At 49.7% G+C, this 25,571-nt stretch carries 18 protein-coding genes and 1 tRNA gene; 13 read left to right on the forward strand and 6 right to left on the reverse strand.

Translation table 11 applies throughout. From position 1 onward, the window contains the following. Window positions 1–116: 116 nt before the first annotated feature. The 4 genes from tcdA (at window position 117) to JYB87_RS02465 (ending at window position 3,616) form a co-directional block, all read left to right on the forward strand. A complete protein-coding gene (gene tcdA, locus JYB87_RS02450; RefSeq protein WP_207356577.1) occupies window positions 117–908 on the forward strand; it encodes a tRNA cyclic N6-threonylcarbamoyladenosine(37) synthase TcdA in 792 nt (263 codons plus the stop codon). 92 nt (window positions 909–1,000) lie between these two features. Then, on the forward strand, window positions 1,001–2,227 hold the full coding sequence (gene pepT, locus JYB87_RS02455) for a peptidase T (RefSeq protein ID WP_207355333.1): 1,227 nt from the start codon (window positions 1,001–1,003) through the stop codon (window positions 2,225–2,227). Window positions 2,228–2,358: 131 nt separating this feature from the next. Continuing rightward, window positions 2,359–2,970 carry a superinfection exclusion B family protein gene (locus JYB87_RS02460; protein WP_207355334.1) on the forward strand — a complete coding sequence of 204 codons (612 nt, stop codon included), beginning with the start codon at window positions 2,359–2,361 and terminating at the stop codon, window positions 2,968–2,970. 559 nt (window positions 2,971–3,529) lie between these two features. After that, window positions 3,530–3,616 (forward strand) — tRNA-Leu (locus JYB87_RS02465). 312 nt (window positions 3,617–3,928) lie between these two features. On the opposite strand, the gene JYB87_RS02470 is transcribed toward JYB87_RS02465, so the two are convergent. From JYB87_RS02470 to JYB87_RS02485, 4 genes are all read right to left on the reverse strand, one after another. Further along, a complete protein-coding gene (locus JYB87_RS02470; RefSeq protein WP_324032453.1) occupies window positions 3,929–5,590 on the reverse strand; it encodes a sigma 54-interacting transcriptional regulator in 1,662 nt (553 codons plus the stop codon). A gap of 264 nt (window positions 5,591–5,854) precedes the next feature. After that, a complete protein-coding gene (locus JYB87_RS02475; protein WP_207355335.1) occupies window positions 5,855–6,181 on the reverse strand; it encodes a cytochrome c3 family protein in 327 nt (108 codons plus the stop codon). A 91-nt stretch (window positions 6,182–6,272) separates the two neighbouring features. Continuing rightward, complete coding sequence (locus tag JYB87_RS02480; protein WP_207355336.1) at window positions 6,273–7,802, reverse strand: flavocytochrome c; 1,530 nt, start codon at window positions 7,800–7,802, stop codon at window positions 6,273–6,275. 625 nt (window positions 7,803–8,427) lie between these two features. Next, window positions 8,428–8,616 (reverse strand): hypothetical protein, encoded by a 189-nt coding sequence (locus tag JYB87_RS02485; RefSeq protein WP_207355337.1) that lies wholly within the window; start codon window positions 8,614–8,616, stop codon window positions 8,428–8,430. 443 nt (window positions 8,617–9,059) lie between these two features. On the opposite strand from JYB87_RS02485, the gene JYB87_RS02490 reads away from it, so the two are divergent. The 4 genes from JYB87_RS02490 (at window position 9,060) to JYB87_RS02505 (ending at window position 15,411) form a co-directional block, all read left to right on the forward strand. After that, entirely contained in the window at window positions 9,060–12,068 is a 3,009-nt protein-coding gene (locus tag JYB87_RS02490) for a TonB-dependent receptor domain-containing protein (RefSeq protein WP_207355338.1), read from the forward strand. Window positions 12,069–12,159: 91 nt separating this feature from the next. Continuing rightward, window positions 12,160–12,834, forward strand: a complete 675-nt coding sequence (locus JYB87_RS02495) for a response regulator transcription factor (protein ID WP_207355339.1) — start codon at window positions 12,160–12,162, stop codon at window positions 12,832–12,834. Window positions 12,835–12,915: 81 nt separating this feature from the next. Next, complete coding sequence (locus JYB87_RS02500; RefSeq protein WP_207355340.1) at window positions 12,916–13,926, forward strand: AAA family ATPase; 1,011 nt, start codon at window positions 12,916–12,918, stop codon at window positions 13,924–13,926. A 75-nt stretch (window positions 13,927–14,001) separates the two neighbouring features. Continuing rightward, entirely contained in the window at window positions 14,002–15,411 is a 1,410-nt protein-coding gene (locus tag JYB87_RS02505) for a sensor histidine kinase (protein ID WP_228729984.1), read from the forward strand. A gap of 84 nt (window positions 15,412–15,495) precedes the next feature. On the opposite strand, the gene JYB87_RS02510 is transcribed toward JYB87_RS02505, so the two are convergent. Both JYB87_RS02510 and JYB87_RS02515 read right to left on the reverse strand, forming a co-directional pair. Next, entirely contained in the window at window positions 15,496–17,280 is a 1,785-nt protein-coding gene (locus tag JYB87_RS02510; RefSeq protein ID WP_207355342.1) for a SulP family inorganic anion transporter, read from the reverse strand. A gap of 216 nt (window positions 17,281–17,496) precedes the next feature. After that, window positions 17,497–20,247 carry a M16 family metallopeptidase gene (locus JYB87_RS02515; RefSeq protein ID WP_207355343.1) on the reverse strand — a complete coding sequence of 917 codons (2,751 nt, stop codon included), beginning with the start codon at window positions 20,245–20,247 and terminating at the stop codon, window positions 17,497–17,499. On the opposite strand from JYB87_RS02515, the gene JYB87_RS02520 reads away from it, so the two are divergent. From JYB87_RS02520 to JYB87_RS02540, 5 genes are read left to right on the forward strand one after another with little or no spacing between them, the layout of a single operon-like run. Next, a complete protein-coding gene (locus JYB87_RS02520) occupies window positions 20,247–20,453 on the forward strand; it encodes a hypothetical protein (RefSeq protein ID WP_207355344.1) in 207 nt (68 codons plus the stop codon). The two genes, JYB87_RS02515 and JYB87_RS02520, sit on opposite strands and share 1 nt — an antisense overlap. Further along, on the forward strand, window positions 20,453–21,958 hold the full coding sequence (locus tag JYB87_RS02525) for a hypothetical protein (protein ID WP_207355345.1): 1,506 nt from the start codon (window positions 20,453–20,455) through the stop codon (window positions 21,956–21,958). Before JYB87_RS02520 ends, JYB87_RS02525 begins: the two co-directional genes overlap by 1 nt. Window positions 21,959–21,972: 14 nt before the next feature. Continuing rightward, complete coding sequence (locus tag JYB87_RS02530; protein WP_207355346.1) at window positions 21,973–22,965, forward strand: AAA family ATPase; 993 nt, start codon at window positions 21,973–21,975, stop codon at window positions 22,963–22,965. Beyond that, complete coding sequence (locus JYB87_RS02535; RefSeq protein WP_207355347.1) at window positions 22,965–23,870, forward strand: DUF58 domain-containing protein; 906 nt, start codon at window positions 22,965–22,967, stop codon at window positions 23,868–23,870. Before JYB87_RS02530 ends, JYB87_RS02535 begins: the two co-directional genes overlap by 1 nt. Then, window positions 23,867–25,564 carry a BatA domain-containing protein gene (locus tag JYB87_RS02540; protein WP_207355348.1) on the forward strand — a complete coding sequence of 566 codons (1,698 nt, stop codon included), beginning with the start codon at window positions 23,867–23,869 and terminating at the stop codon, window positions 25,562–25,564. Before JYB87_RS02535 ends, JYB87_RS02540 begins: the two co-directional genes overlap by 4 nt. Window positions 25,565–25,571 lie beyond the last annotated feature (7 nt).

Raw genomic sequence — 25,571 nt, forward strand, 5'->3', positions numbered from 1 at the left:
TCGGTTTAGCTGGGCGTTGCTTTTGGTTAAAATGGCCCTGCTTTAGCCGTCTTGCTGTCATCAGACAGCACTTTTGGGTGTTCAATCAAGCGAGAACCAGTCTCTTGTCTACCTCTATGTTTAATTCTGAGCTTTATCAACAGCGTTTTGGCGGCATCGGCCGATTATATGGTGTTGATGCATTATTAGCCTTTTCCCAAGCAAAAGTGATGGTAGTTGGCATAGGCGGTGTGGGGACATGGGTCGCTGAATCGTTGGCGCGCAGTGGTATCGGATGTATTCAGTTGATGGATCTCGATGATGTGTGCGTAACCAATACCAACCGCCAAATCCATGCACTGGCATCTACCATTGGTCAATCCAAAGTGGCGGTGATGGCAGAACGAATAAAGGCAATTAATCCGCTCTGTGACGTTATCGAACTGGAAGATTTTATTGCGGCGGATAATCTCAATGACTACCTACCACGCGATAATGCACCAGACTATGTAATTGATTGTATTGATGCAGTTAAGCCTAAAGCGGCGCTTATTGCCTGGTGTAAACGCAATAAAATCAAAATCGTTACCATTGGTGGTGCGGGCGGACAGATTGACCCTTCGCAGGTCAAACTCACCGATTTAGCAAAAACAGTACAAGATCCATTGCTGGCCAAAGTACGCAGTTTATTGCGCAAAGAATATGGCTTTAGCCAAAACGTCCAACGTAAATTCGCAGTGGATGCGGTCTTTTCAACCGAGCATCTCAAGTACCCCAAAGCAGATGGCTCAGTTTGTGAAACAAAAGAAGGGCTTACCGGCAGTATGCGGATGGATTGCGCTTCAGGGTTTGGGGCTGTGTCCGTGGTAACGGGGACATTCGGCTTTCATGCGGTGGCGCGGGTGCTGCAAAAATTGGCAGCGGTTTAATATCTTTCCGCCAAAAAGATGATCTGAATCTATCTGTGTCAATGGTGGTTGTTGATAGAATCCAGCCACCTTTTTGCGATAGAGTCTATGCTATGCAACAAGCACTTCTCACACGCTTTCTGCGTTACGTCAAAATAGATACTCAATCTGATAGTCGCTCCACTCATACGCCAAGCTCACAAGGCCAATGGCAACTTGCTAAGCTATTAATGCAAGAGTTGAGCGAACTTGGTTTTAACGACATTTATCTTAGTGATAGTTGTTGTTTATATGCCAAGGTGCCGGCCAACGTGGCGGATGTCCCGACCATAGGCTTTATTGCCCATCTCGATACCTCGCCCGATTTCAGTGGCAAAGATGTGAATCCGCAAATTGTGGAAAACTATCAAGGGCAAATTCTGCCGTTGGCGGGTGCTGATGAGTTATCGCCAGAACAATTTCCGCAACTACTGCAATATATTGGGCAGACGCTGATCACGACCGATGGCACCACATTATTAGGCGCGGATGACAAAGCGGGGATCGCCGAGATCATCACTGCAATGCACTACTTATTGCAGCATCCGGAACTGCCACATGGCGAAATTTCGCTGTGTTTTACCCCAGATGAAGAGATTGGCAAGGGCGTTGTTCACTTTGATTTGGAACGCTTTGGCGCCGAGTGGGCTTACACCGTAGATGGTGGTGCTATTGGCGAACTGCAATGTGAGAACTTTAACGCAGCAACCGCTGTGATCACTGCCAAAGGCAACTCCTGTCACCCAGGTTCGGCGTTTGGAGTGATGGTCAACGCGATGACCATGGCCTGCCGGTTTCACGCCAAGATGCCATTGCATGACACGCCAGAACACAGCTTAGGCTATGACGGCTTCTTCCATCTAGTGTCAATGGAAGGTTCAACCGAACAGGCGCAACTTAGCTATCTTATTCGTGATTTTGATAGCGACCAATTTGCGCAGCGCAAGAGCTGGTTGAGCGATCTGGTCGCCAAATACAACGATGAACTGACCGCCGGGAGTTTGACTGTCGAAATCTCTGACAGTTACCCCAACATGAAAGACGCAATTGAGCCAGTTCCCCATGTTATCGATATTGCCACCCAAGCGATGGAACTCGCGGGTGTGCATGTGGATATTAAGCCAATTCGGGGCGGCACCGACGGTGCTCAGCTGTCACATCGCGGTTTACCTTGCCCGAACTTGTTTGCTGGTGGGCATAACTTTCATGGAAAACATGAGTTTGTTTGCCTTGAATCGATGACCAAAGCCACTGAAGTGATCATTAATATCACCAAGTTAGCCACCCAGCGTTATCGTTAATCCTGCTTCAACTTTGTAGCCACTGTTATTGATGAATAGCAGTGGCTGCGATCTTTCCTTCGATCCCTCAGCGTTGGCACTAGACTTGCTTTTGATCATTCAGCGATCTTTTTTTGACACTGGATATGGTTATGAAGCGATTGAACTTGTCTGTACCTCAACACCTTTCGTTACGCGGCGTATTATTGCCACTGTCTATGTGGGTGATGTTGCTGGGTGCGCTGTTACTCTTTGTACCGATCAATCTATTGATTGCGCTGAAGTTGGATGCACTGGTGGAACAATTCACACCCTACATCGCGTTAGCCTTAATGGCTTCGGTAGCGTATGTCGGTGTATTAGCGTCAAACTTTATTCTTGATGAGGCTATTCGCCATTTGCGCGGCAAACGCATTGAAGAGCAGGTCGATGAGAAAGTTAAGTTGCTCGATCCGACCGAACGCGCTTTGCTACGTGAGTTCTTTATTCAAGGTGCTGCCATTTTGACGTTGCCGCAGGATGATATCGTGGTGCAAAGCTTACTACAGCATCATATTATCGAATGTGTGGGCAATGAACGTCACTATGCAATTCAAGGCCCGACCGCAGATTACAAAATTTCTGTGTATGCACGAAAGTACCTGAATCGCCGCGTATTGCGTTTACCGTCAGGTGAAATGAGTCAAGATGACTTGCAACAGCTGATGAAGTCTCGCCCTGCCTTTATTGCCAACCTCGCGCAGGTGCGTAAACACGCGGCCTAAACTAGCCTTGCGATTTATCAAAATAAAAGGGCAGCTAAGCTGCCCAAAATAAGATGTGTCTTCTTTGAAGGATTTGTCTAATTTTCGACAAATTTTTACAAGCTACTTACTGCGACGACGTTTCACCGAATTGATGGCTAGTTGCGGTCAAACGGCAGTAACTTGAAAGGGAGTTCAAGGCGTGGCCTGAGGTCCACAAGTTGCTCCTCTTGTTGTAGCCGCGAAGGAATGTAATCGCTTTTGCCGGTTTATTGAGCGATCTTGATCACTAACTTTCGCTTTAGAAAACCAGCCATTGACGCCAATATCGCAGAATTTGCTGTAGTTCAAAAAACACACAACAAATTTGCTTCTTTTCCACAATGCTTGTTTATATCGGCTTGTTTTGTGATGAAGAATGCGTCAGGAAGCTGCTTGTTTGACCGTTTGAGAAGAAAAAATAGGCATCTGATTCTTAAATGCAAAATTAGGTTGTTAAAGCACTTGCGCTTCAGAGTCGCAAATGTATAATTCCGTTCGTTCGCTGCAGTACGCGATGCTGAAGCGACTTACAATATGTGCCAGAGTGGTGAAATCGGTAGACACAGGGGATTCAAAATCCCCCGCCCTTAAAAGCGTGACGGTTCGAGTCCGTCCTCTGGTACCATCTCTTCTAGAGTGATTATCTAGAATGAGCAAGCCGACGAAAGTCGGTTTTTTTATGCCTGAAATTTGAGTTAGCTGCGGAATTTGACGCGTTAAGCGTCTGCTCGCACAGCTAACAACGGGGGATTCGCTTTCCATAACATCAGCCCGCCGTTAACAAGCATGACGGCTTCGGTTCATCCTCTGGTACCATCTCTTCCAAGAGATGATAGACCGACGAAAGTCGGTTTTTTTATGCCTGCAATTTGCAATGGTAATTCCTCAGCTGTTTATTTTTAGCGATGCGGCTCTTTCGTGTTAGCGCCCCATTCCATCAACCTTCTGCGTCTTCGTAATCATAACTTTTGAGCTTGCGGTAGAGCGTTGCTTGGCTGAGTCCCAACTTTTTAGCAACGAGGCTTTTGTTGTTTCGCAGCTTTTTCATAGTGCTGATAATGTGGCAGCGCTCGACTTCATGCAGCGACAGGATAGTGTCGTGCGTCGAAGTTGGGGTAGCTAAGGTGTGCAGCTCATCGGGCAAGTCTTCGGGCTGGATTTGAGCGTTAATACCTAATACCGCGGCTCGCTCAATCACATTGATTAACTCTCTCACGTTGCCCGGCCAATCATAGTTCAGCAACAAGTCCGCTGCGCGGTGGTTAAAGCCAGTAAAACTTTTACCGAGCACATCGTTAAAGCGATTAAGAAACTGACGGCAGAGGGGAAGGATATCTTCTCGGCGCTCACGCAGTGGCGGGATCACTAGCTCGATCACTTTTAAGCGGTAGTACAAATCTTGCCGAAATTCGCCAGCTTCAACCGCTTTCTCAAGGCTTTTATTGGTGGCGGAGATGATCCGCAGATCCACTTTAATGGCACTGTTATCGCCAACTTTGATGATCTCTCGCTCCTGCAACACCCGCAGTAATTTTACCTGCATTGCGGGGGATAACTCGCCCACTTCATCAAGAAACAACGTACCGCCGTTGGCACTTTCTATTAGCCCAGTTTTATTACCATCGGCGCCAGTAAATGCGCCTTTGCTATGGCCGAATAATTCATTCTCCAATAAGGTTTCTGCCAATGCTCCACAGTTAATTGCCACCAAAGGTTTGTCTTTGCGCTGTGAATTATCGTGTATAAAGCGCACCAATTTTTCTTTGCCAACACCACTCTCTCCGGTAACCAGTACTGAGGTTGGCGCTTTAGCAACGTTGGCGGCAATATCTAACAGCCGATTCATGGCATAGCTGGCAGATACCGGATAACTGTCATCATCTTTGCTGTTCCAGAGGGTGTCTTTGATTTTGGTCTGAATGATCGGCGGCAGCTGATATTCTTTTTCCAACACATCGCTAAGTTGGCTGGCAACCGATTCATTGCTGATGTTGTTATAGAAGGGCAATAACGGCGTGATTTCATCACCCCATTCTTCAACGTAGTTGCCCCACAGATGGCAATATTTGTCACCGCAGGCTTGGCACTCGCCCTCCATAAAGTAGACGGTGCGTTGCTCCACATTGGAGACATAACCGCTGGCAAAGCCTATACCTTCCCAGCAAACTGCTTCATCAGATTGCCCTATTAGCTCTAACTGTTGCTCAGCCTCAAATAGGCCAACAAAATAGCTGTCGACTAAGGGTTTATTGATAATGCCATCTTGGCGTTGGTTATAGAGCATCTCACCAAAGCCATACATCGAGCTCAGTAGTGGGCCAAGTTTGCCCATTTTAGCTTCGTCCCACAGCTCTGGCATAGAGCGTCTTATCCGTTCGGCAACTAACCAGCCTTTGGTAAAGCCAGCTTTGATCACAATCGACTTAGTAATGTCTGGCCCCAATGATTGACACAGATCCATTCGCTTAATGCCTTGGGAATAGAGATCTTCAAAGTAGATGCGTTGCTCGAGGAAACTCATGGATCCACCTTGAGGCTTAAATGAAAGTAATTCTCTCAAATCTAAATTTGAAGTTTGCATCATGAGTTCTCCATTCATACTGAGCAATGCAGTGACATTAACGGATATTCATAATTTCTGCTGTGAGTTTTCTCTATATTGAGAACCTGAATAAGCCAATAAAAAGGTTGAATATCTTAACGGGTTGTGAACAAAGCAAATGCAATACTTGGGAAAGCAATGATGAATAGCATCTTAAAAGATAAAGGATGCAAAAAGATCTCGGCAATCGTTTTGACTTGCCGAGTAAATGGGACCAACGATAAAACTTTATTAGCAAATTAAGCGTGTTTAACAGGCGTTTTACGGTACTTTGAAATCAAACTCATGACAGTTATTGCAATAATTTTCAGATTGCTCATGTTCATGATGGCAATTTTCACATTCGAGTGCTGGGCCATAATGTGGTGAATCGTGTTTATCTGGCGCGCCGTGATAATCCGTCTTCCTTTCTGGCAATGTATGGCAAGTAATACATTGGTCCATTTCAACAAAATCAAACGGCTTGGTGGTATGGCAACTGTTGCATTTTAATCCCGCCGCTTGATGGTGTGGTTTCATGGTGTTCGCAATTGCGCTATTCGCTAACAAGATGACAGCGAATGTCATGAGGTATTTGAAATGCTTCATTATTAATATGCTTCTAACTCGTTATGCTGAAAGAATACATCGGGACTGCCGCTATGTGCCGTGGCAGTCCCTTGATGCGTAACTTGCGAGATTAGGCTTTGGCGGCCATTTGACCCGCGATACGGCCAAACACAATACAGTCAGGTACTGCAACGCTGCCTAAGCGGCAAGCGCCATGAGTACCACCCGCACTTTCGCCTGCAGCAAATAAGCCTGGGATTGGTTTGCTGGTTTCGATATCGATAACCCGTGCTTGAGTATCAATTTGTACGCCACCCATTGAGTGGTGCGCTTTAGGCCAGTAACGTACGCCATAGAACGGTGCTTTTTCGATAGGTTTTTGACCCATGACAAACAGCTTGTCAAACTCAGGGTCCTTACCGGCTTTCACATAGCTGTTGTAGCGGTCAACTTGTGCCTGCATCTTGTCGTATGGAATGTTGTAGAACGCTGCCAGTTCTTTCAGTGTGTCGAATTTATGAACCACTTTGCGTTCAATCAGCTTGTCCATCACGTGTCTTGATGGCTCCATACCCACTTCATCGCAGAAGGCGATGCCAGGTTTACCCACTTTTAAAATCGCATCAGCACGGATTTTGCGGTCGGCAATTTCGTTAACAAAACGTTCGCCAGTGTCTGAATTCACCATGATGCCATGAGTGTAAGCGGAGTAGGTGGCGAAAATAGGCGCCAGACCAAAGCCTTTTTCTTCAGGCGATGCCCAAGGGCCGAGTTGGATCCAAGACAATTGCACTGGGTTTGCGCCGACGCGTAGCATCTCTTTCAAGCATTCAGCGGTAGCACCTGAATGGTTAGTGGTTGCTACTTCTCCGGTCAAGCGAGGGTCTTGGGTTGAGCGATAGGCAACATCGGCTGCAAAACCGCCGTTGGCCATAACCACACCTTTCACTGCTTTATAGAATTTTACTTTGGTTGGCAGTGCTTGGCCTTCTTGATAACGTGGCAGCACTTCCAAACCGACTACGCGGCCAGCTTCAACAATCAGGCGTTTCACGTACACTTTTTTCTCAATGGCCACGCCCAGCGCTTGGCATTTTTCAATCATCGGCTGCACAATGCCTGAGCCTGATTGGTTGGTGGTGGTGATAGATCGGGGTACTGTGTGGCCACCAAATTGAGAGATAGAGTCTTTGAATTTAGCGCCAAGATAGTCGCGGCACCATTCGTAAGCTTCGTTACTTTTCTCAACTACCATCTGTGCTTGTTCAGGATAGTTAAGCCCCAAACCTGCTTTATACATGTCTGCCAGCATTGCTTCTTTAGAATCTTTAATGCCGAGTTTCTTTTGTAGATCACTGCCCATCGCAGACATACAACCACCGTTGATGGTTGAGTTGCCACCCAGCACTGGCATTTTTTCCAACACCACGACATTGGCACCGGCGAGTTTGGCTTCAATGGCGGCTGATAAGCCCGCAAAGCCACTACCTACCACAATCACATCAAAGGTTTTATCCCAGCTTTTAGGAACTGGTACAGATTCTGCTGCTTGTGCGGCATTTAGGCCTGAAAGTGCGAGTCCTGATGCAGCTGTGGCAGCGCCAGTGAATTTAAGGAAATTACGTCTTGCGAGATCCGTGGTTTTATTCATGTTGCTCATAACAATCCCTGCTTTCATTTATAGTCATTAAGTTAATTTTTACTACAAGGTGTGAGTAAAAATATGAGAAAGACCATTCACCTAACGCAGAATTAGTGCCAACATTTTAATATGATGATTTCTAATGATTTTTAAAAATCGTTTGATTCGCTATTATCATTTTTGAATAGCTGATTTTGATAAATGTCTCTCGAAATTTAAGAATTGAGAAATGGTGATTGTGTGACAGTGGTCGCGCTGAATAATCTTAAAAACTAAATAATGAGATTTTAAATAATTGGTCGATTTTCAAAATTAATTTTAAATTAATATTTATACTTTTGTTTTTCGCTGGAATATTATTTTTCTCGCTTAATTAGTTATTTTTAATAATGACGTAGAGCCAGGGTAACTACCGATTTTTAAAAAATCATCGCCAATATTGATTAAATAATGTGTGCTCTGGTTGATGGGGCAAGATTATGTTGAGCAGAAAGTTTCATTCTTTCATTCATCGTATTAATACAAAAAAGCCAGCTTAGCTGGCTTTTTTTATCTGGGGTGGTGCGTTTCAAATCACATTGAGTGGCTACCTAACCCGCTAGCTCACAATTTGCCTAGCTACCGAATGGCATGCGGCATGACGCTAGTTGTATTTCGCCAGTAGCTGCCGATTTTCATCGACCAGTTTTTTCTGCTGGGTTTGCAGCTCAATGTAATCTGAATTTGCGGGTTCAGCCAAGTGCATCTCCTCTAACTGATGGATACGCATTGCTAAGCTTTTAATGTGCTTGCTGTTGGCTTGGATTTTCATCTCAACGTCTGGAGGGATCATGATGGGCTCCATTATTTGCGGATTAATCGTCATATTAAGTTTAGTCAAAATGTGCCCGTTTGGAGCGCATTTCCGCATGAGGATTTTGGGCGGCGTGCGGTGTTTTACTGAGGCCAACTGGGCGGAATAACTTGCTTTTACTGCCAGCTTAACTTGCTGTTGTCACATGAATTGTTATCAGATTGATGATGGCCGCAGGATGCAATAAAGGCCATTTTTCGAATTAGCTGGGCTAATCGCAGTCATGGTGTTCGCGAAATGTGCTTTTGACAATAGACGCGTCGCGCATCACGCTTTGATTCTACGCTTGCAAGGTTGGTGCAAGGTTTATTCGTTATAAGACTGTTGTTCGAGCATGAAACAAAAATGAAACAACTGATTAAAAATTAGTAAAAAGCTTCGAATCAACAAATTTTATAAGAATGGTCGGGAGGAACACTTAGGTGAGCACCAACAAATTCAAATTGTCATTAGTGGCATTAGCGGTACTGGGGATCAATGCTCCAGCTGCCTTTGCTGCCGAAAAAGACGCCAACATTGAAGTTCAAGCGCCTCAAGCCCCTACAGCTGCGGCGGCGAATGATCAAAAGGCAAACGCGCCTAAGGTTAAACCCGATGAACATATCGTCGTGACTGGTTCACGCTTGCAATATGGTAACGTGGTTTCTAAGCCGACGATCATCACTGAACAAGATATTAAAGAGCGCGGTGTGAGCAGCGTTGAAGAGCTGATCCGCACACTGCCTCAAAACTTGGCCACCATTGGTGGTATGGCTAACAGCCGTGTTAGAGGTCCACTGGGTGTGGCTGATGGTAGCCCATCAAACATGTCATCGATTGGTGCGCTGGGTGTCTCTGCGGCGAACTTAGGTGGTATGGGCGCAGGCCGTACATTGATTCTGGTTAATGGTCGCCGTATGGCGGGTGCTGCCGGTATTCAAGATGGCTTCGTTAACCTGAACGGTATTCCATTGAGCGCGATCGAGCGCGTTGAAATCACTACTGACGGTGCATCTGCGGTATACGGTGCTGATGCAATGGGCGGCGTAATCAACTTCATTCTGAAGAGTGGCTACACCGGCACCACAGTGACCGTGCAACACGAAGATTCAAACAACGGCGCTGATAACTCTCGCTTTAGCGTTTACAGTGGCTATGGCTGGAACTCTGGTACCGTGTCTATGACGCTGGATTACAGCAAACGTAAGCCGGTTATCAACGCTAAAACTGGTTACGTGACTAACGACTACTCTGCTTACTACGATGGCGATGAGAACTTTGACCGTCGTTCGTTTAGCAATGGCGGGCAACCCGGCATCATCAATAACTCTACCAGTTATTATGACTGGGACTTAGACGCCTATATCAACACTATCAGTGCTTACACCATTCGCGATGGCTATGCTGGTGGCCGCCCAACTATGGACGACATGGTGGAAGTGGGTCGTGAAGCGATCCGTGACTTTGTGCCTCGCGTCGGTGGTCCAGACACTGAGTCTAAGAGCGTTACGCTGAACTTTGAACAAGAGTTGACTGATAAGCTGAAAGTCTACGGCACTGGTTTGTTCACTCGCAACGAATCCTCACAAGATGTGATTGAAAGCGATGGCATTTCACTCACTATGGCGCCAGGGCAATACTACAACCCATTCCCTGAATACTATTTCAGTTCATGGGATCCGGGCGTTACTGCTTACTACTACCCAGAAGACGAGTTAGCCTCAGGTCAAATGCCATACGGTCACAGTCAAAACCGCAGTGACACTTGGAGCTTGAATGCTGGGGTAAGTTATGAATTCAACAAAGATACTAAGTTGGAATTCATCTACACCACCTCACGTGCAACCACTAAAGGTGCAACCTACGACTACGATTCAATCGTATCGATGATTTCTGATTCGGCATCGCCAAATGGTTTCCGTTGCTATAACTTCCAACTGGATTATGGCCGTTACGCAGGAGCCGAGCAGGCGTTTTATCAAGACCTGTTTGATCGCCAATGTGCGGCATTAACCAGCAATGACCCTAACATCGCTTTCAACCCATGGAAGTCAACTGCAGATGGTTCTGGCAGCGGTTTAGATCCGTTCTACTATCGTCATAACAGTGAATCTCGTGGTTCACGCTTGGAAAACTATGAGCTGCGTTTGAATGGCGCACTGATGGAACTGCCAGCGGGTAAAGTGTATTACGCCGTTGGTGGTGAGTATAACGACGATGGCATTGATAGTAACGAAGTTAAAGTAATGACTGGTGAAGCGGTTCACCGCACCCGTAATGGTTTCTTTGCTGAAGCCAGCGTGCCGGTGTTTGGTCATAAGCTGAACTTCCCTGGGATGAACGCGTTAACCCTGAGCTTAGCGGCGCGCCGCGATAGCTACTCTACCGAAGGTGCCTTGGGCACTATTGATGGCGTACCTGTCGAGCAGGGTGGCGAGATCCTTTACGGTAAAAACACTTTCACCCGTTGGACTCCAAGCTATGGTTTCAAATGGGAACCGATCAGTGACGTGACTGTACGTGCCAAATGGACTGAAGGCTTTAAAGCGCCGCCATACACTGCGATGTTTAACGTGACGGGTACAAGTTCATATACCGCTTATCTGACCAACGATCCTTATTACGATTGCCGTGCAAACGCAGATTGTGACTTCGACTGGGGCAGTTCTTATGGCTACTACGCACCAAGAACCACTGCACCAAATGAGAAGCTGAAGCCACAAACCTCGAAGCAAGCCTCGTACACAGTGTCTTGGTTGCCAAGTGGCGTATTGTCTGGTTTGACGGTTGATGTCACCTACAACAACACCAAGATCGACAACGAATACGCTGATCTGGATGATCTGAACCATTACGCACCGTTTGAACAAACCGTTGCGCTGGAAGATTTTTATCCACGTGATGAAAACGGCAAGATTACCGCTGTACGTAACATGACCTTCAACATGTCAGGTTCAGAGTACTCGTCACTGCTGTATGAAGTAGGTTACTACCTGTACACCGACTTCGGTTCATTCAAGCCACACCTGACTTTCATCCGTAACCTGAAGTCAGAAACCAAGCTGTTTGCTGACAGTGATCCAATGTCTGACGTGGGTCACCTGGGTGGCGTTGATCGCTACAAGATGACCGGTTCATTGCAGTACACCTACAATAATTTCAGCGCTACACTGTGGGCTTACTATCTGCCGTCGTATATCAACGACTACGAAGTACAGCTGTCAGCGGGTCAAGAAATTAACCCAGAGAAGAACAAAGATGTCGGCTCGATGACGACGTTTGATTTGACTATGTCTTATCAACTTAGCAACAGCCTGCGCGTGAACTTCGCTGGTCGTAACATCTTTGATAGAGCGCCTTCATTTGTGGTTGTTGAACAACTACCGTACGATGTAGCACGCTATAATGTGGCTGGGCGTACGCTGTCACTGGAACTGCAATACGAGTTCTAAACTGACGGTAGTCTATGCGTAATAAAACGCCTCGAACATGGTTTCGGGGCGTTTCTATTGTGAGCCCTTACTTTCACACCAGGAGATTAATATGCGTTTGTTGCTCATAGAAGATGACATCAACATTGCTGAAACGCTGGTGGCCTACCTCGAAAAACAGGGATTTGTCGTAGATTTAGCGCCAACCTTGGCGATAGCCAAAACTGCCATTTTAGAAAACACCTTTGATTTAGTGCTGCTCGACCGTCTGCTGCCTGATGGCGAAGGAATGTCGATGCTGGCCTTTTTTAATGAACACAATCGACCGCAACGGGTCATTTTGCTGACAGCCTTAGGCGATGTGGATGATCGGGTGCGCGGCTTAGAAGCCGGCGCCCACGACTATATTGCCAAACCATTTGAGCCGCGTGAGTTGCTGGCGCGCATTCGCAACGCCTTGCGCCAACCGATGAAAGCACAACGCGACATCAAAACCTTTGGTTGCTTGCAGTATGACGTTGAAAGCCGTGCCTTTAGCATTGAAGGCGAAGCACTGAACTTGCGCCGCACTGAAGCCTTGGTATTAGAAGCGTTAATGGCGCGCCCCGGCAGTCTAGTCACTCGCGAAACACTGGAATCGCGGGTTTATGGCTTTGATAAATTTGTCACCTCCAACTCATTAGAGTCGCAAGTGAGTCGGCTGCGCAAGAACTTAGCGGAACACACTGACAGCATCAAAATTCAAACGGTGCGCGGTATGGGATACAGCTTGGTTAACGGTGATTAATCGAGTCAGGTTGCGGCAAGCAAAGCAGCGCATGATGAACACAATCTGACGTAACAGAATCTGACGTAACAGAATCGGAATATGCAAACCAATACTCTCGTCTCCGCCCAAACCGCAGCAGCGGAATTTAAACAAGTTTTTGAAGCGGTGCGTGCCGAAGTCGGCCGCATGATTGTCGGCCAACACGATGTGGTGGAAGGCGTGTTAACGGCGTTGATGGCCGGTGGGCATATTCTGTTAGAGGGCGTACCGGGGCTGGGTAAAACCATGCTGGTCAGTGCTCTCAGTAGGGCCGTGAATGTGGAATTTAGCCGCATTCAGTTTACCCCAGACATGATGCCCGCCGATATTGTCGGTACTTCCGTGCTGACAGAAAGCGCCAGCGGTGGTCATGAGCTCAGTTTTCAGCAGGGGCCGATTGTGTCTAACTTGGTGTTGGCGGATGAGATCAACCGCGCCACTCCAAAAACCCAGTCTGCACTGCTGGAAGTGATGCAGGAAAAACAACTGACCGTGGGGCGCATGACCTTAAAAATGCCCGAGCCATTTTGTGTGATGGCCACGCAAAACCCGGTCGATCAGGAAGGCACTTATCCACTGCCAGAAGCGCAGCTGGATCGATTCCTGTTTAAGCTAGTGGTAGGCTACCCAACCGAGCAGGATTACCACACCATTATCGACCGTACCACCAGTGGTGAGCAGATCCAGATTAACCCGGTCACCGACGGCGCCACTTTGTGCCGATTGCGTGCTATTGTACGCGAAGTGCCTGTGCCACATGCCGCTAAAAGCTATGCGATTCGTTTGGTGATGGCGACGCAGCCCCACAGCGACTATGCCACCGATAACGTCAACCGCTATGTCAGCCTTGGGGCTTCACCGCGGGGGATTCAAAGCTTGATGCTCGCCGCCAAAGTGCAAGCATTGTTGCATGGTCGGTTTGCGGTCAGCTGTGATGATATTCGCCGAGTTGCCTTGCCAGTATTGCGTCACCGCATCGTGACCAATTTTCAAGCGCAAGCAGCCAAGATTGATACGGCCAGTATCATTGCTGAGTTGTTAGCTTCTGTGTCACTGCCGAATGAGGCATAACTGTTGTTGCCGCACCGTCATCGATGCCAGTGTGGTCAGTACTTCACTCTTCAAGGATGAGCACCATTGAGTCATATGATGCGCTTTAAAACCCTGCTGAATTTGCACCGTTCTATCTTTGGGCAGATGTTGATTCTGTCGGTGTTGTTTATTCTCGGCAGTATCTACTACTTCGCTATTCAGCCGGTTGTGAACATAGATTTTTCCAAGAGCACACCGCAAGACTATACGGTTGAAAAAGTACGCCAGCAGTTACGGGGTTTTATTGATCAGCAGCTCAATGGCGGCAATGCCACAGAAATACAGTTCCCGGAAGAATTCAGCGTATTTTTTCAGCAAAATCCGCAGTTTCACTATTATTTGCGGGTTAACGGCCACAACTACAGCAACGGCGATTCGTTGTTCTATTACACGCTAAAATTGGATCAAGTCGATCAGGCCAACCAACCGTTAACCGACACGCCGTTGTGCAGTTACTACATGCAACAGCTCAATGAGCCAAGCGGTGCAGGCTTTATTCAATACAGCTTCTGCAACAAACAAAGTTTTTACCTCGAATTCACCGGCATTAATGTGCCGGTGTTTGAAGAGCAAACAACCGTGTGGGATTACTATCAGCGCATGGTGTGGAGCGGTAGCCGCAGCGTGTTGATTAACTCGCTAGGGGTGTTTGTCATCACCGCGCTGATCCTGTTTTTCAACTTCCGCTTAATGCGTAAATTGGCCAACGTTGCTTATTCGTTTGACCCGAAAAAACTCGACCAAAAGCTGCCAGAAAAAGGCATGCCCGCAGAAGTGTTACCGCTAGTGCAAGCGGTGAATGAGATGATTGCACGGGTCGATGCTACCCAGCAGCAACATAATTTCTTTCTCTCTACTGCCGCGCATGAGATGCGCACCCCGCTGACCGTGTTGCGTACTCGGCTAGAGTTGCTGGATGACGGCGAAATCAAAGACAAGCTCATTGATGATGTACGCCGTTTGATCAGCCTAGTGAACCAACTGCTGCGTTTAATGCGGATTGGCGGGCCGAAGTCGCTCGAACAAGAGATTGATGTGGTGCAATGCTGCCAGCGGGTGCTACGCGAACGGGGCAGCTACGCCCAAGAATCCGGCGTGACGTTAACCTTTAGCAGCGATTTAGATGCCTTGGTGCTGCTGGGAGATGAAGGTTTACTTGAAGTCGCCATCGCCAATCTGGTGGACAATGCGGTGTCATTTTCTGTGCCTGACAGCCAAGTGCTCTTGCACCTCAATAGTCAGGGTGAACTGACGGTGCGTGATTTTGGCCCCGGCATTCCCACAGACAAGCTAAAGGCACTGTTTGAGCCGTTTGCTAAATTTCCGCCAAACCGCAACGGTCATGGCTTAGGTTTGGCGATTGTGAAAGCCATTACCCAACTGCATCAGGCGGATGTCACTGCGAAAAATGCCGAGGGTGGCGGCGCCGAATTTACTATCCAGTTTCACGCGCCACGCACCTAAGCTACATACGAGTGACGCTAGTTGAGGCTGAGACCCTGTAAGGTTAGCGGCTTACACAACGGCGTTAGTGGCTTAAACAACCGCTTATAGCAGCGAGTGCGCCAACACTTCGTCGGGGTCTTCCTGTTTGCGCACTTGCGGTGCCAAGCCTTGCGACAGCGCCACCTTGTAGTTGGGCAGCATCCTCACTGCCATGGTTAAATCGGGGCGAATAACAATATCACCATCGCTGATATCAACCCCCGCCGCCTCACACCAGGCGATTAATTCCCTTTTTCGTCCTGCCAAAATCAGGGTAATATTTTTCTTTTTCAGCAGCTTATGTAGCTCGTCAATCATCGCCATTACGTTCAAATCAAAGTGGCTAAAGCAGCTCACCGCATCGACAATCACCGTTTCCACCGGCATGGTTTGCGTGGCAATTGCCGAGAGCAAGCGCCGCTTAAAATAGACTGCATTGAAGTAGGTTAGCGGCGAGTTGAAGCGGTAGATCAGAATGCCGTCAATCGGCTTCACCTTGTCGCTCTTGCCTAAACTGCGCAAAATCCCTTTTTGATTAATACCAAGGATTTGGTCGTCGGGGCGCATCACCACTTTTAAAAACTGGAACAGGCCCAGTAACACAGCCAACGTAATGCCGGGGATCACCCCAATAAACAGCACCGCAAACAGCGTGATGAGTGCCAGCGTAAAGGCGCCGTTGTCGCGTTTGCGCAGCCGCCATAGTGCTTTGATATCAATCAGCGATGCGGAAGCAATCACCAACACCACGCCCAATGCCGATGCCGGAATATAGGCCAGTGGTGCAGTAGCAAACAGAATGATGAGCAATATTACCAAGGCGCTGATCACCGACACTAACTGGGTTTTACCGCCGTTGGCATCGTTTACCGCAGTGCGGGAATCGGCACCACTGACGGCAAAGCCTTGCGATGCAGCGGCTGCTATATTGGCGAATCCCAGCGCGCGAAATTCGGCATCGGCATCAATGTCATAGCCATTTTTGGCGGCAAAGCTACGGGCCGTGAGCATCATGCTGATGAAACTCACCATCGCCAAGTTGAGCGCGGGCATCACCAACTCCCGCGTCAGCCCCAAATCAAACACGGGTGACTGAAACTCAGGCAGGCCACTGCTGACGCTGCCGACAACTGCCACGCCATCATCGCCCAAATCGAGCGCCCAACTGACATAAGTCGCCACCGTAATGGCAATCATCGCTGCAGGCCACTGCGGCCGCATCAGCTTGGTGAGAATAAAAAACATCAAGGTGAGGATGGCAATGGCAAGGGTTAACCAATGGGTTTGCGCCAGATATTGCGGCGTATGCAGTAAGCGCTCCAGCAGGTAAGGCTCTTGATAACGAAAGCCCAAAATTTTGGAAAACTGGCCGACGATAATGGTAATCGCCACCCCGTTTAGCAGCCCTAACAGAATTGGTTTTGATAAAAACTCCGCCAACACACCGATGCTAAAACGCGAGGCTAGCAAGCACCAGAGTCCGGTCATAAAGGTCATGGTCATGATCAATTGCCAGTGGCGTTGCGGATCGCCTGCTGCCAATGGCGTGACCACAGCGGCCAGCACCGCACAGGTGGCGGCGTCTGGGCCGACAATCAGTTGTCTAGAGGAGCCAAATAGGGCGTACACCAGCATCGGCAACACACAGGAATACAAGCCGACCACCGCACTGACGCCGGTGAGCTGGGCATAGGCTATGGCCACAGGGAGGGCGACTGCCGTGACCGATAAGGCGGCGCGCAGATCGTCTTTAAACCATTCCTTTTGATAATGCAGCAGTTGGCTTAACCCCGGCAGCCAGTCGCACAGGCGGATAAACAGCGAAGATTGAGCGATTGTCGCCAACATGCGGGGCATTCTCGGCAAAAAGGGGATAGTTAATTTATGGCATTATTTGCGCTAAAGTGCGAGTCAGATTTGGCTAAGCGCTTTATTTTTAGACGAAAAAAAAGCCTGAAGCAAAGCGCTTCAGGCTATAAAATCCACCGTCCATTGGCGGCAAGGAAGAAGAAAAATCACTCACCTCAACTGAGTTCAGGCTGGGAACCTGACCCCATGAGTTTGTTAACGCAGTTTGTTACCGTAAACGTCCCATACTTCCACTGGCCCCAGTTTCAGGGCGCGGATGTCGGTTTCAATCTTGCTCAAGTCACCCACAATCACCCAAGTGAGGGCGTCTGGTTTATAGCTGGCTTTTGCCAATTCGCGACTTTGTGCCAGTGTCACCTCAGTTAAACGCGCTGCTGCACCTTCAATACGTTGATATGGCAGGTGATACAGATCAGCGTTAATCATGGTTTTCATAAAGGCACCGTTGTTGGTAAAGCCTTGTGGAATAGAAAACACAGTTGCGGATTTATCACGTTCTAGTTCAGCTTCGGTTTGCGGCTTAGTGCTGATGTATTCGCTGATTTCGCGCTTAATTTCGCTCATCGCCGCGGCGGTTTTATCGGTTTGCACTGTGCCGCTGGCCGTAAACACGCGTTCGCCTTCAGGCTCGTTTTTAATGCTGGCGCCAAAGCCGTACGCCCAACCTTTGTCTTCACGCAGGTTCATGTTCAAACGGCTGTTAAAGCCTTGACCTAGCGCGGCATCCATCAACATCTGCGTCGCGGCTTGGTCTTTGTCAAACGCCGCCACGGTATGGCCGACTGAAATGCTGCTTTGAACGGCGCCCGGTGCATCCACCAGAATGATTTTGCCCACTTGGCCTTGCGCAGCGGTGATCGCTGGCAGTGGCGTCGGCTTAACTTTGTCCCAATCACCAAAGTATTTGTTCGCCAGCTTGGTAGCTTCGGCGAGGGTCACATCACCCACTAAATAAAGGGTGGCGTTGTTGGGGCCAATCTCGTTGTCGTGGAATTTCTTGATGGTGTCACGATTGATCTGCTTAGCTTGCTCGCGGCTGACAATCTGGCCAAAGGGATGCTCTGCGCCCCAAATCGCCTTGTTGTAAACTTCGGCTGCGGAACGCATCGGCTCCAGCTCATAGCTGTCATAAGAAGAGTCGATATTGTCGATCACTTTATTCAGTTCAGCTTGCGGATAGGTGGGGTGACGGATCACTTCCGCCGCCAGCGCAAAGGCATCATCAAGGGTCGATGACAAGCTATTCCAGCTTACACCACTGCCTTGATTGCCAGCGCCACCGACAATCCCTACGCCTAAGCTGTCGGCCTTTTTGGCCAACTCGCCCATGTCATATTCTTGGGTACCAGTGGTCAGCATGCCAAAGGCTTGCGCTGCAGTGCCCGGCGCATAGAACTGATCCACTAAAGAACCGGTATCAAACTGCATGCTGATATCCACCAAGGGCAGATTATGCCGCTCAGCAACGACCACTTTCATGCCGTTGGCTAACACCGCTTGGTGAATCGGCGGCATGGTGATTTTGCCGTTAAATTCGCCCACCGCTGGCATTTTGCTGCGGTCAACGCTGGCGGTCATGGCGCTGGTGCTTGGCTCCGGCAGCAGGCGCGCTTCGTAATATGGTTTATCGAGCCAACGCTTGGCGACCTTACGCACTTCGTCGCTATCGGCGCCACTGATCCATTTGCGTTGTTGATTCACAAACAACGGGTCGTTGTGATGTACCATGCCTTGGATCAGCTGAGAGCCAATCGCTTCATTGCTCTCCATAGAGCGCAGCAAGGAGATTTCGCCGCCTAAATTAATCGCCGCAAGCTGATCCTCTTCTGGGCCTTTTTTGAAGAAGGTCTGCAGGGTTTGGTCGATGATCTGTTCTACCTGCTCAGGATCGGCATTGGGCTTCAAGGTTACATCGAGCGAGAAGATACTGTTGACATCGTTGGCGCTGACATTGGCTGACACCGCCACCGCTAACTGCTTTTCATCTACCAGCACATCGTACAGCGGAGTGTTTTTACCGCCCGCTAACGTGCGGCTCACCAGCTCCATCAGGGTCGTATCTTTGGCGCTGCTGTTCGGCAGTGGCCAAACGCGGCTCAGGCTGATATTGGCGACTTTGTCGTAAATCACGTCGCGTTGAATATGATCTAAGCTCGGGATCCACTGGTCGATCTTGTCCATCGGTTTACCCGCTGGCACATCGCTGAAATAGTGGCTGACTTTCGCTTTGGCGCTTTCAACGTCGATATCACCGGACAGCACCAACACCGCATTGGTCGCGCCATAGGCGTCGTTAAACCATTGCTTTACGTCATCCAGTGAGGCGTTTTCCAGATCTTCCATTGAGCCAATGGTGGTGTGATCGTAGGGATGACCTTTAGGGTAGAAATTCTTCAAAAAGCGTTCGTAGATACCTGCACCTGGACTTAATTGGCCTTGGCGCTTTTCATTTTTGACGACTGCGCGTTGTTCATCCAATAAATCTTGGGTGATGCTGGGGCCGAGATAGCCCATGCGATCAGATTCCATCCACAGTGCCAAATCAATCGCGTTGCTTGGCACTGTTTGATAGTAGTTGGTACGATCTTGGTCGGTGGTGCCATTCATGCCCACCGCGCCCGCTTTATCAAATGGCAGGAAGTATTCAACGTCGCGATGAATCGTCTGTTGGAACATCAAATGTTCAAACAGGTGCGCAAAACCGGTTTTACCTTCAGGTTCATTTTTCGAGCCGACCTTGTACCAAACGCCTACGTAAATATTCGGCACACTGTGGTCAGTATGCACAATGGTGGTTAAGCCGTTGGGCAGGGTGAAGGTTTGGTAGTCAATGTTAATTTTGGCAAGGGCATGTTGTGGGATTTCACTTGCTGGCACAATAGCGCTCGGCAGCAGTAACATGCCGCTAAATAAGGCAGAAACAACAGTTTTATTAAAGTTTTTCAATGAGTTTCTCCAAGGTTGAGTATTTCATCGCCAATCTATTAAGTCATAGTTTCCTTACACCAGCCTTGCAGCCATTTTTTGTCTGTTGTGAAAAAGTTATTGGCACCCTATGGCTGCAAGGTTGGTGCAAGTTTTCTAGTGTCAAATGGAACATGGAAAGAGTTCACCACGGTAAAGCCGTGGGCAAAGTGAGAGCGGTGGAGTAATGACACAAGCAGGTCAACAGCAGATTAAACAGCAACTGGATGAGCTCGCTCAACGCGGCCAAGCCAGCCTGTTCGCCGTTGCAAGAGCCGCAGCACGGCACGAGGCGTTGCGCCGCAGTCTGTGGTGCTTTGCGCCCATCGTGGTTATCGCCTGTTTGTGGCAGTGGCTCGGCGCTACGCAACCTTTGATAAGCCGCCTGAGTTTTTGGGCTGTATTGCTGCTGTTGCCCACGTTGGTGTTTGTGGGGCTATATTGGCTGCAACTGCGCACCGTGAAACCTGCTCGCGCTACAGCATTAGCAATGTATGACAAGCTGCTGAACGATGATGACCGGCTGCAAACTGCCGATGAGTTCTGTCAGCATCAAGCGCCGGGGCCATTCCAATTGGCGGCGATTTTAGACAGCGCGAATGCCATCAATCAAGCGTTAACGTGTGATGCGCCTCAACCTGAGCACACGCTAACGCCATTTTCAGTGTTCACTCGCGCGCAACTGCCAGTGACCACTGTACTGTTGTTGCTGTTGTGGTGGCAACCTTTCGGTCACTCAACTGCAACTGTGGTGCTAGCCAATGCAAATGGCGCGACTCAGCAAACCGATATTGCCACAGCAACCGTATTGGCCACGGCGCCAGCCAAGCAAGGGACTGATGCTAACGCCGCCATACATACCAACGAACTAAATTCAGCTGCAGATGCGGCTAGCAACATGCCAGACAGCGCACTAGACAGCGCCGCCAAGCGTGCTAACAACGCCGATGCTGCAACCAACAATCCTGCGGCCGCTGCTGCAAGTAGCAAGACTCCAGCAACCGCCAGCACCCATAAAGTCGGTGCTAACCAAACCAGTAGCACCGAAGCGGCTAACTCTGCCAATCAAGCGGCTGCCACTGGCGCGGATGCGAAAACTGATAACAGCGCCAAAGCTGATCAAAGTAACAACCAAGCGATGGCGGCGCTAAACCCACCGCAAACAGCTGTGCCGTTGCAGGATAATAGCGAGCGTCAAAACGCCAATGCCCAAGAGGGCGCCATGAGCGACAGCACGCCCAACCAAGATCAACAAAACGGCAAGCCACAAAACGGCAACGCACAAGCGGGGCAGCAAGGGCAGCTGGCGGGTAAGAAACAAGCGCCAAAGAGCAAGAATAATCAAGGTCAGCAGCAATCCGGCGACCAAGCCAATCCAAACAGTCAAAACAGTGGTAATCACAGTGATGATGGTTTGAAAAAATCACGCGGAATTAACAGCTTAATGTTGTCAGTACCGATGGAAGATCAGTTTGTTGGCACCCCCGGTCCCGGCGCTGAAAAACGCACCATGAAACAAAAGCAGCCTGATGAACAGCCGAATAGCGCTATGCCCGCCGCCGAACGTGGCCGCGCCAATGGCGCGCAAGCAGCGCAACCCGCACGACTAATGCAGCCGTGGGAATTGCAACTGCTTGGCAAGTTTTATCAGCAACTGCACACCGAACAACAAAACAGCGACAAGGCCCAATGAAGGCAGGAGCAATGATGGATATTCGTCAAGCCGACACTCAGCAACAGATCCAGTTTTTCTGCGACAATTTTCGCGCTATTCATCATGAAGTGAGCCGCATGATGGTTGGCCAACAAGCGGTGATCGAAGGCGTGTTAACCGCGCTGTGTGCCGGTGGTCATGTGTTGTTAGAAGGCGTTCCCGGACTGGGCAAAACCATGTTGGTCAGTTCGATCAGCCGTGCGGTGAACTTGCCGTTTTCGCGGATTCAGTTCACCCCCGATATGATGCCCGCCGACATTCAAGGCACCTCAGTTCTAATGGAAACCGAAACCGGTGGCCATGAGCTGACGTTTCAGCCGGGGCCGATCATCTCCAACTTGGTGTTGGCGGATGAGATTAACCGCGCCACCCCCAAAACGCAGTCTGCCTTGCTGGAAGTGATGCAAGAGAAGCAAGTGACTGTAGGGCGTCGCACCATCAAATTAGATGAACCCTTCTGCGTGATGGCAACCCAAAACCCGGTGGATCAAGAGGGTACTTACCCGTTGCCGGAAGCACAATTAGACCGCTTTCTGTTTAAGCTGGTGGTGGGCTATCCGACTGAGCAGGACTACCACACCATTATCGATCGCACTACCAGTGGCGAGACCATAGAGTTAAAAGCGGTGGCCAGCGGCGACGTGTTGAATCAGATGCGCCAAATCGTGCGCAGTGTGCCCGTGACTGAAGCGGCAAAAACCTTTGCTATTCGCTTGGTGATGGGCACTCAGCCGATGAGCCAATATGCGCCTGCTGAAGTGAACGAGTGCGTGGCGCTTGGGTCATCACCGCGGGGGATTCAAAGCTTGATGTTGGCCGGTAAAGTACAGGCTTTGTTGGCCGGTCGCGGCGAAGTGATTGAACAAGATATTCGTGCAGTGGCGAGTGCGGTATTACGTCACCGTTTAGTGATGAACTTTAAGGCCCAAGCGAGCGGCATTGATGCTGACAGCTTGATTGCCAAAGTGCTGCAAGGGTTGAACTAATGGCAACGACCAAGGGAGCGCCCCTGTTCGACCCGAGCTTTGTGGAGCAGGTGCAACAATTCAGTTTGCGTGTGGCACAAGCGGGCAAGGGCGGTCGCTTGGCCGAGCAGAAAACCCCAGCGCGAGGCCAAGGGTTAGAGTTTGCTGACTTTAAACCTTATGTGGCCGGCGACGACCTGCGCGCGATCGACTGGAACATCTATCGCCGTTTAGGCCGCGTCTTCGTGCGAGTGTTTGAAGAGCAACAAGATCTGCCGGTCTATCTGCTGTTGGATCTGTCAGCTAGCATGTTCTTGGAGCAACCAGCGCGGATTACGGCCGCTAAGCAAGCGGCACTCGCCTTGGGCGCCATTGCCCTAAATCAACATGATGCGGTAACCCTGCTGCCCTTTTCTGAAAAATTGCAGATGCAGCACAAAGGGATGTCGGGCAAACATCAACTGCTGCGTTTGGCACAGTTGATTAGCGAAGGCGACCAGCAAAGCAAAACCTCGTTGGCCGATGTGCTGCAAGAGTTTGCCAGCTTTCCGCTGCGCCAAGGCTTGGTTGTTGTGATATCTGACTTTTTTGATAACCAAGGGATAGCGCCTGTGGTTGATGCTCTGGGGCAGCTGCGTCATAAGCTGTTACTGGTGCAATTAACCCAACCGTGGGACAGTGACCCCAGTTTACAGACGCAAATGAGCGGCGATGTGCGGCTGCAAGACTGCGAAACGGCAGAGTATGCCGATCTGCAGATCACCCCAGAACTGCTGGCCAACTATCAAGCTGCTTATCAAGCTTTTAATGACCAACTGACGCAACTGGCCGGAGGGCGCGGCGCGGGGTTATTACGCTTAGATGCCAGCAGCCCAGTATTGCCGCAACTGGCAACCCTGTTTGGTCAAGGAGGTTTGCTGCTATGAGTTTTAGCAACCTGCCATTTGTCGCAGTGATCGCTGGTGCGATGCTGCTCGCCATCGCCCTGTTTGCGCTGCAATTTTTACGACCACGTACCAAAGTCGTCACCGTAGCCACCGCGCAGTTTTGGCAGCAAGCGGCGCAGCAAGCGCCTGCGCGAGTATTGTGGCAAAAATTCCATTACTGGTTAGCGTTACTGCTCTCAATCGCCATCGCCTTGCTGTTGTGGGGTGCCTTGAGCGGCATGCATCGCAGCCAAACCCAGCAACCCGTATTGGCGCTCTATTTTATTGATAACTCAGTGGCGATGCAGGCCAACACCCGATTGCGCGATGCCAAAAAACAGCTGCTGCAAGATGTCGCCATTAGCCAAGCCGAGCAACGCCAAGTGTGGGTCGGTGATGCCAGCGCCATGTTGCTGCTGGATCAGCAAGACAACAACGCACTGCTCGGGCCAAAACTGGTGTCCGTTGCAGCTAGCGCCCATCAAAGCGTGTTCCAACAATGGCTCAGTTTGATGCTGCAACAGCATCCTACTGAAGCGATTAAACTCTACTATTACGGCGCGCCATTTTGGGGTAAGCAACTGGCTGAGCTGCCTAGCCAGGTCACCTTGCATCCGCGTTATCTGGCGCCAGCGTTAAGCCATAACTTAGCGATTGTGTCACTCGGCCAAGCGCCTGCGCAGTCGGGTTTATGGGGCAAAGTGGATGTCAGCTTTGGTTTGTATGCCTCAGATGAACGACCACTCAGCGCCAACATGGTGCAGTTCTCGCTCGACGGCTACTGGCTGCAACCGACCGATATTCGTGCCTTGGGCGATGGCAAATTTATGATCCGCGATCTGGATGTCGCCAGCGCGCCGCAGCAGTTACAACTGACCTTGGCCAGTGATGATGAATTTAGCGCAGACAATACCGCCACCTTGACCTTAGCGTCGATGCCGGTCATCAAGCTGCAATTAGCATCGAATACGCCGGCATGGCTGCACACTCTGGTTCGCCTCGACCGTGGCGTGACGCTGGTGGATGCCGATGCCGATGTTGCTGTGTGTCTCAGTGCTGACAACTGCCCAAGCGCTAAGGCGCAACTGCTGCTCGATGAAAGCGATAATCTGGCGCGCTTTGTTGTCGCTCGTGAACAAGATGAACAAGATAAGCAAGCCGAGCAATGGCAGGCAGCGTTGGCCGAGCAGTGGCAGCAAAACGGCTGGCAAACCTTGGCTGAACAGCAGCAGTTTCCGCCGTTGCGCAGTGGCCGTGTGACGATGAGCGTTGCACGCCAAGTGCATTTTAGCGCGGCTGGCCTTAATCAACTGCTGGAGCAGCAGAGTGCTGACTTGCCCAAACTGATCAGCCAAGCCTTACGATGGCTAGCCAACCAGCAGCAATTTACCCCGTATCTGTCGGTGGCAGAGCCGTGGCCGCAAACTACGGCAGCTGCAGCAAATGCGCTGAGTCCCACGCCATTAGTGGCCGGTATTCAGACCAATGCTAGCGGGAAAATTGCCTACGCCTCGATGCTTGCGCCCAGTTTATCTATGAGTGTTTCTGCGAGTGTTACTGAGCCCGTGGCAGCTGCGCAGGACAGTCTGGCGTCATCAGTGAGCGCTTTATCTATGTTGTCTTGGGGCATTTTGCTGGCAGCGGTTCTACTGCTGTTGGAATGGGCACTGTTGCAACGCGGCCGCTTGCCTTAAGGAGATA

The sequence above is a fragment of the Shewanella avicenniae genome (assembly GCF_017354945.1).
Classification (GTDB): domain Bacteria; phylum Pseudomonadota; class Gammaproteobacteria; order Enterobacterales; family Shewanellaceae; genus Shewanella; species Shewanella avicenniae.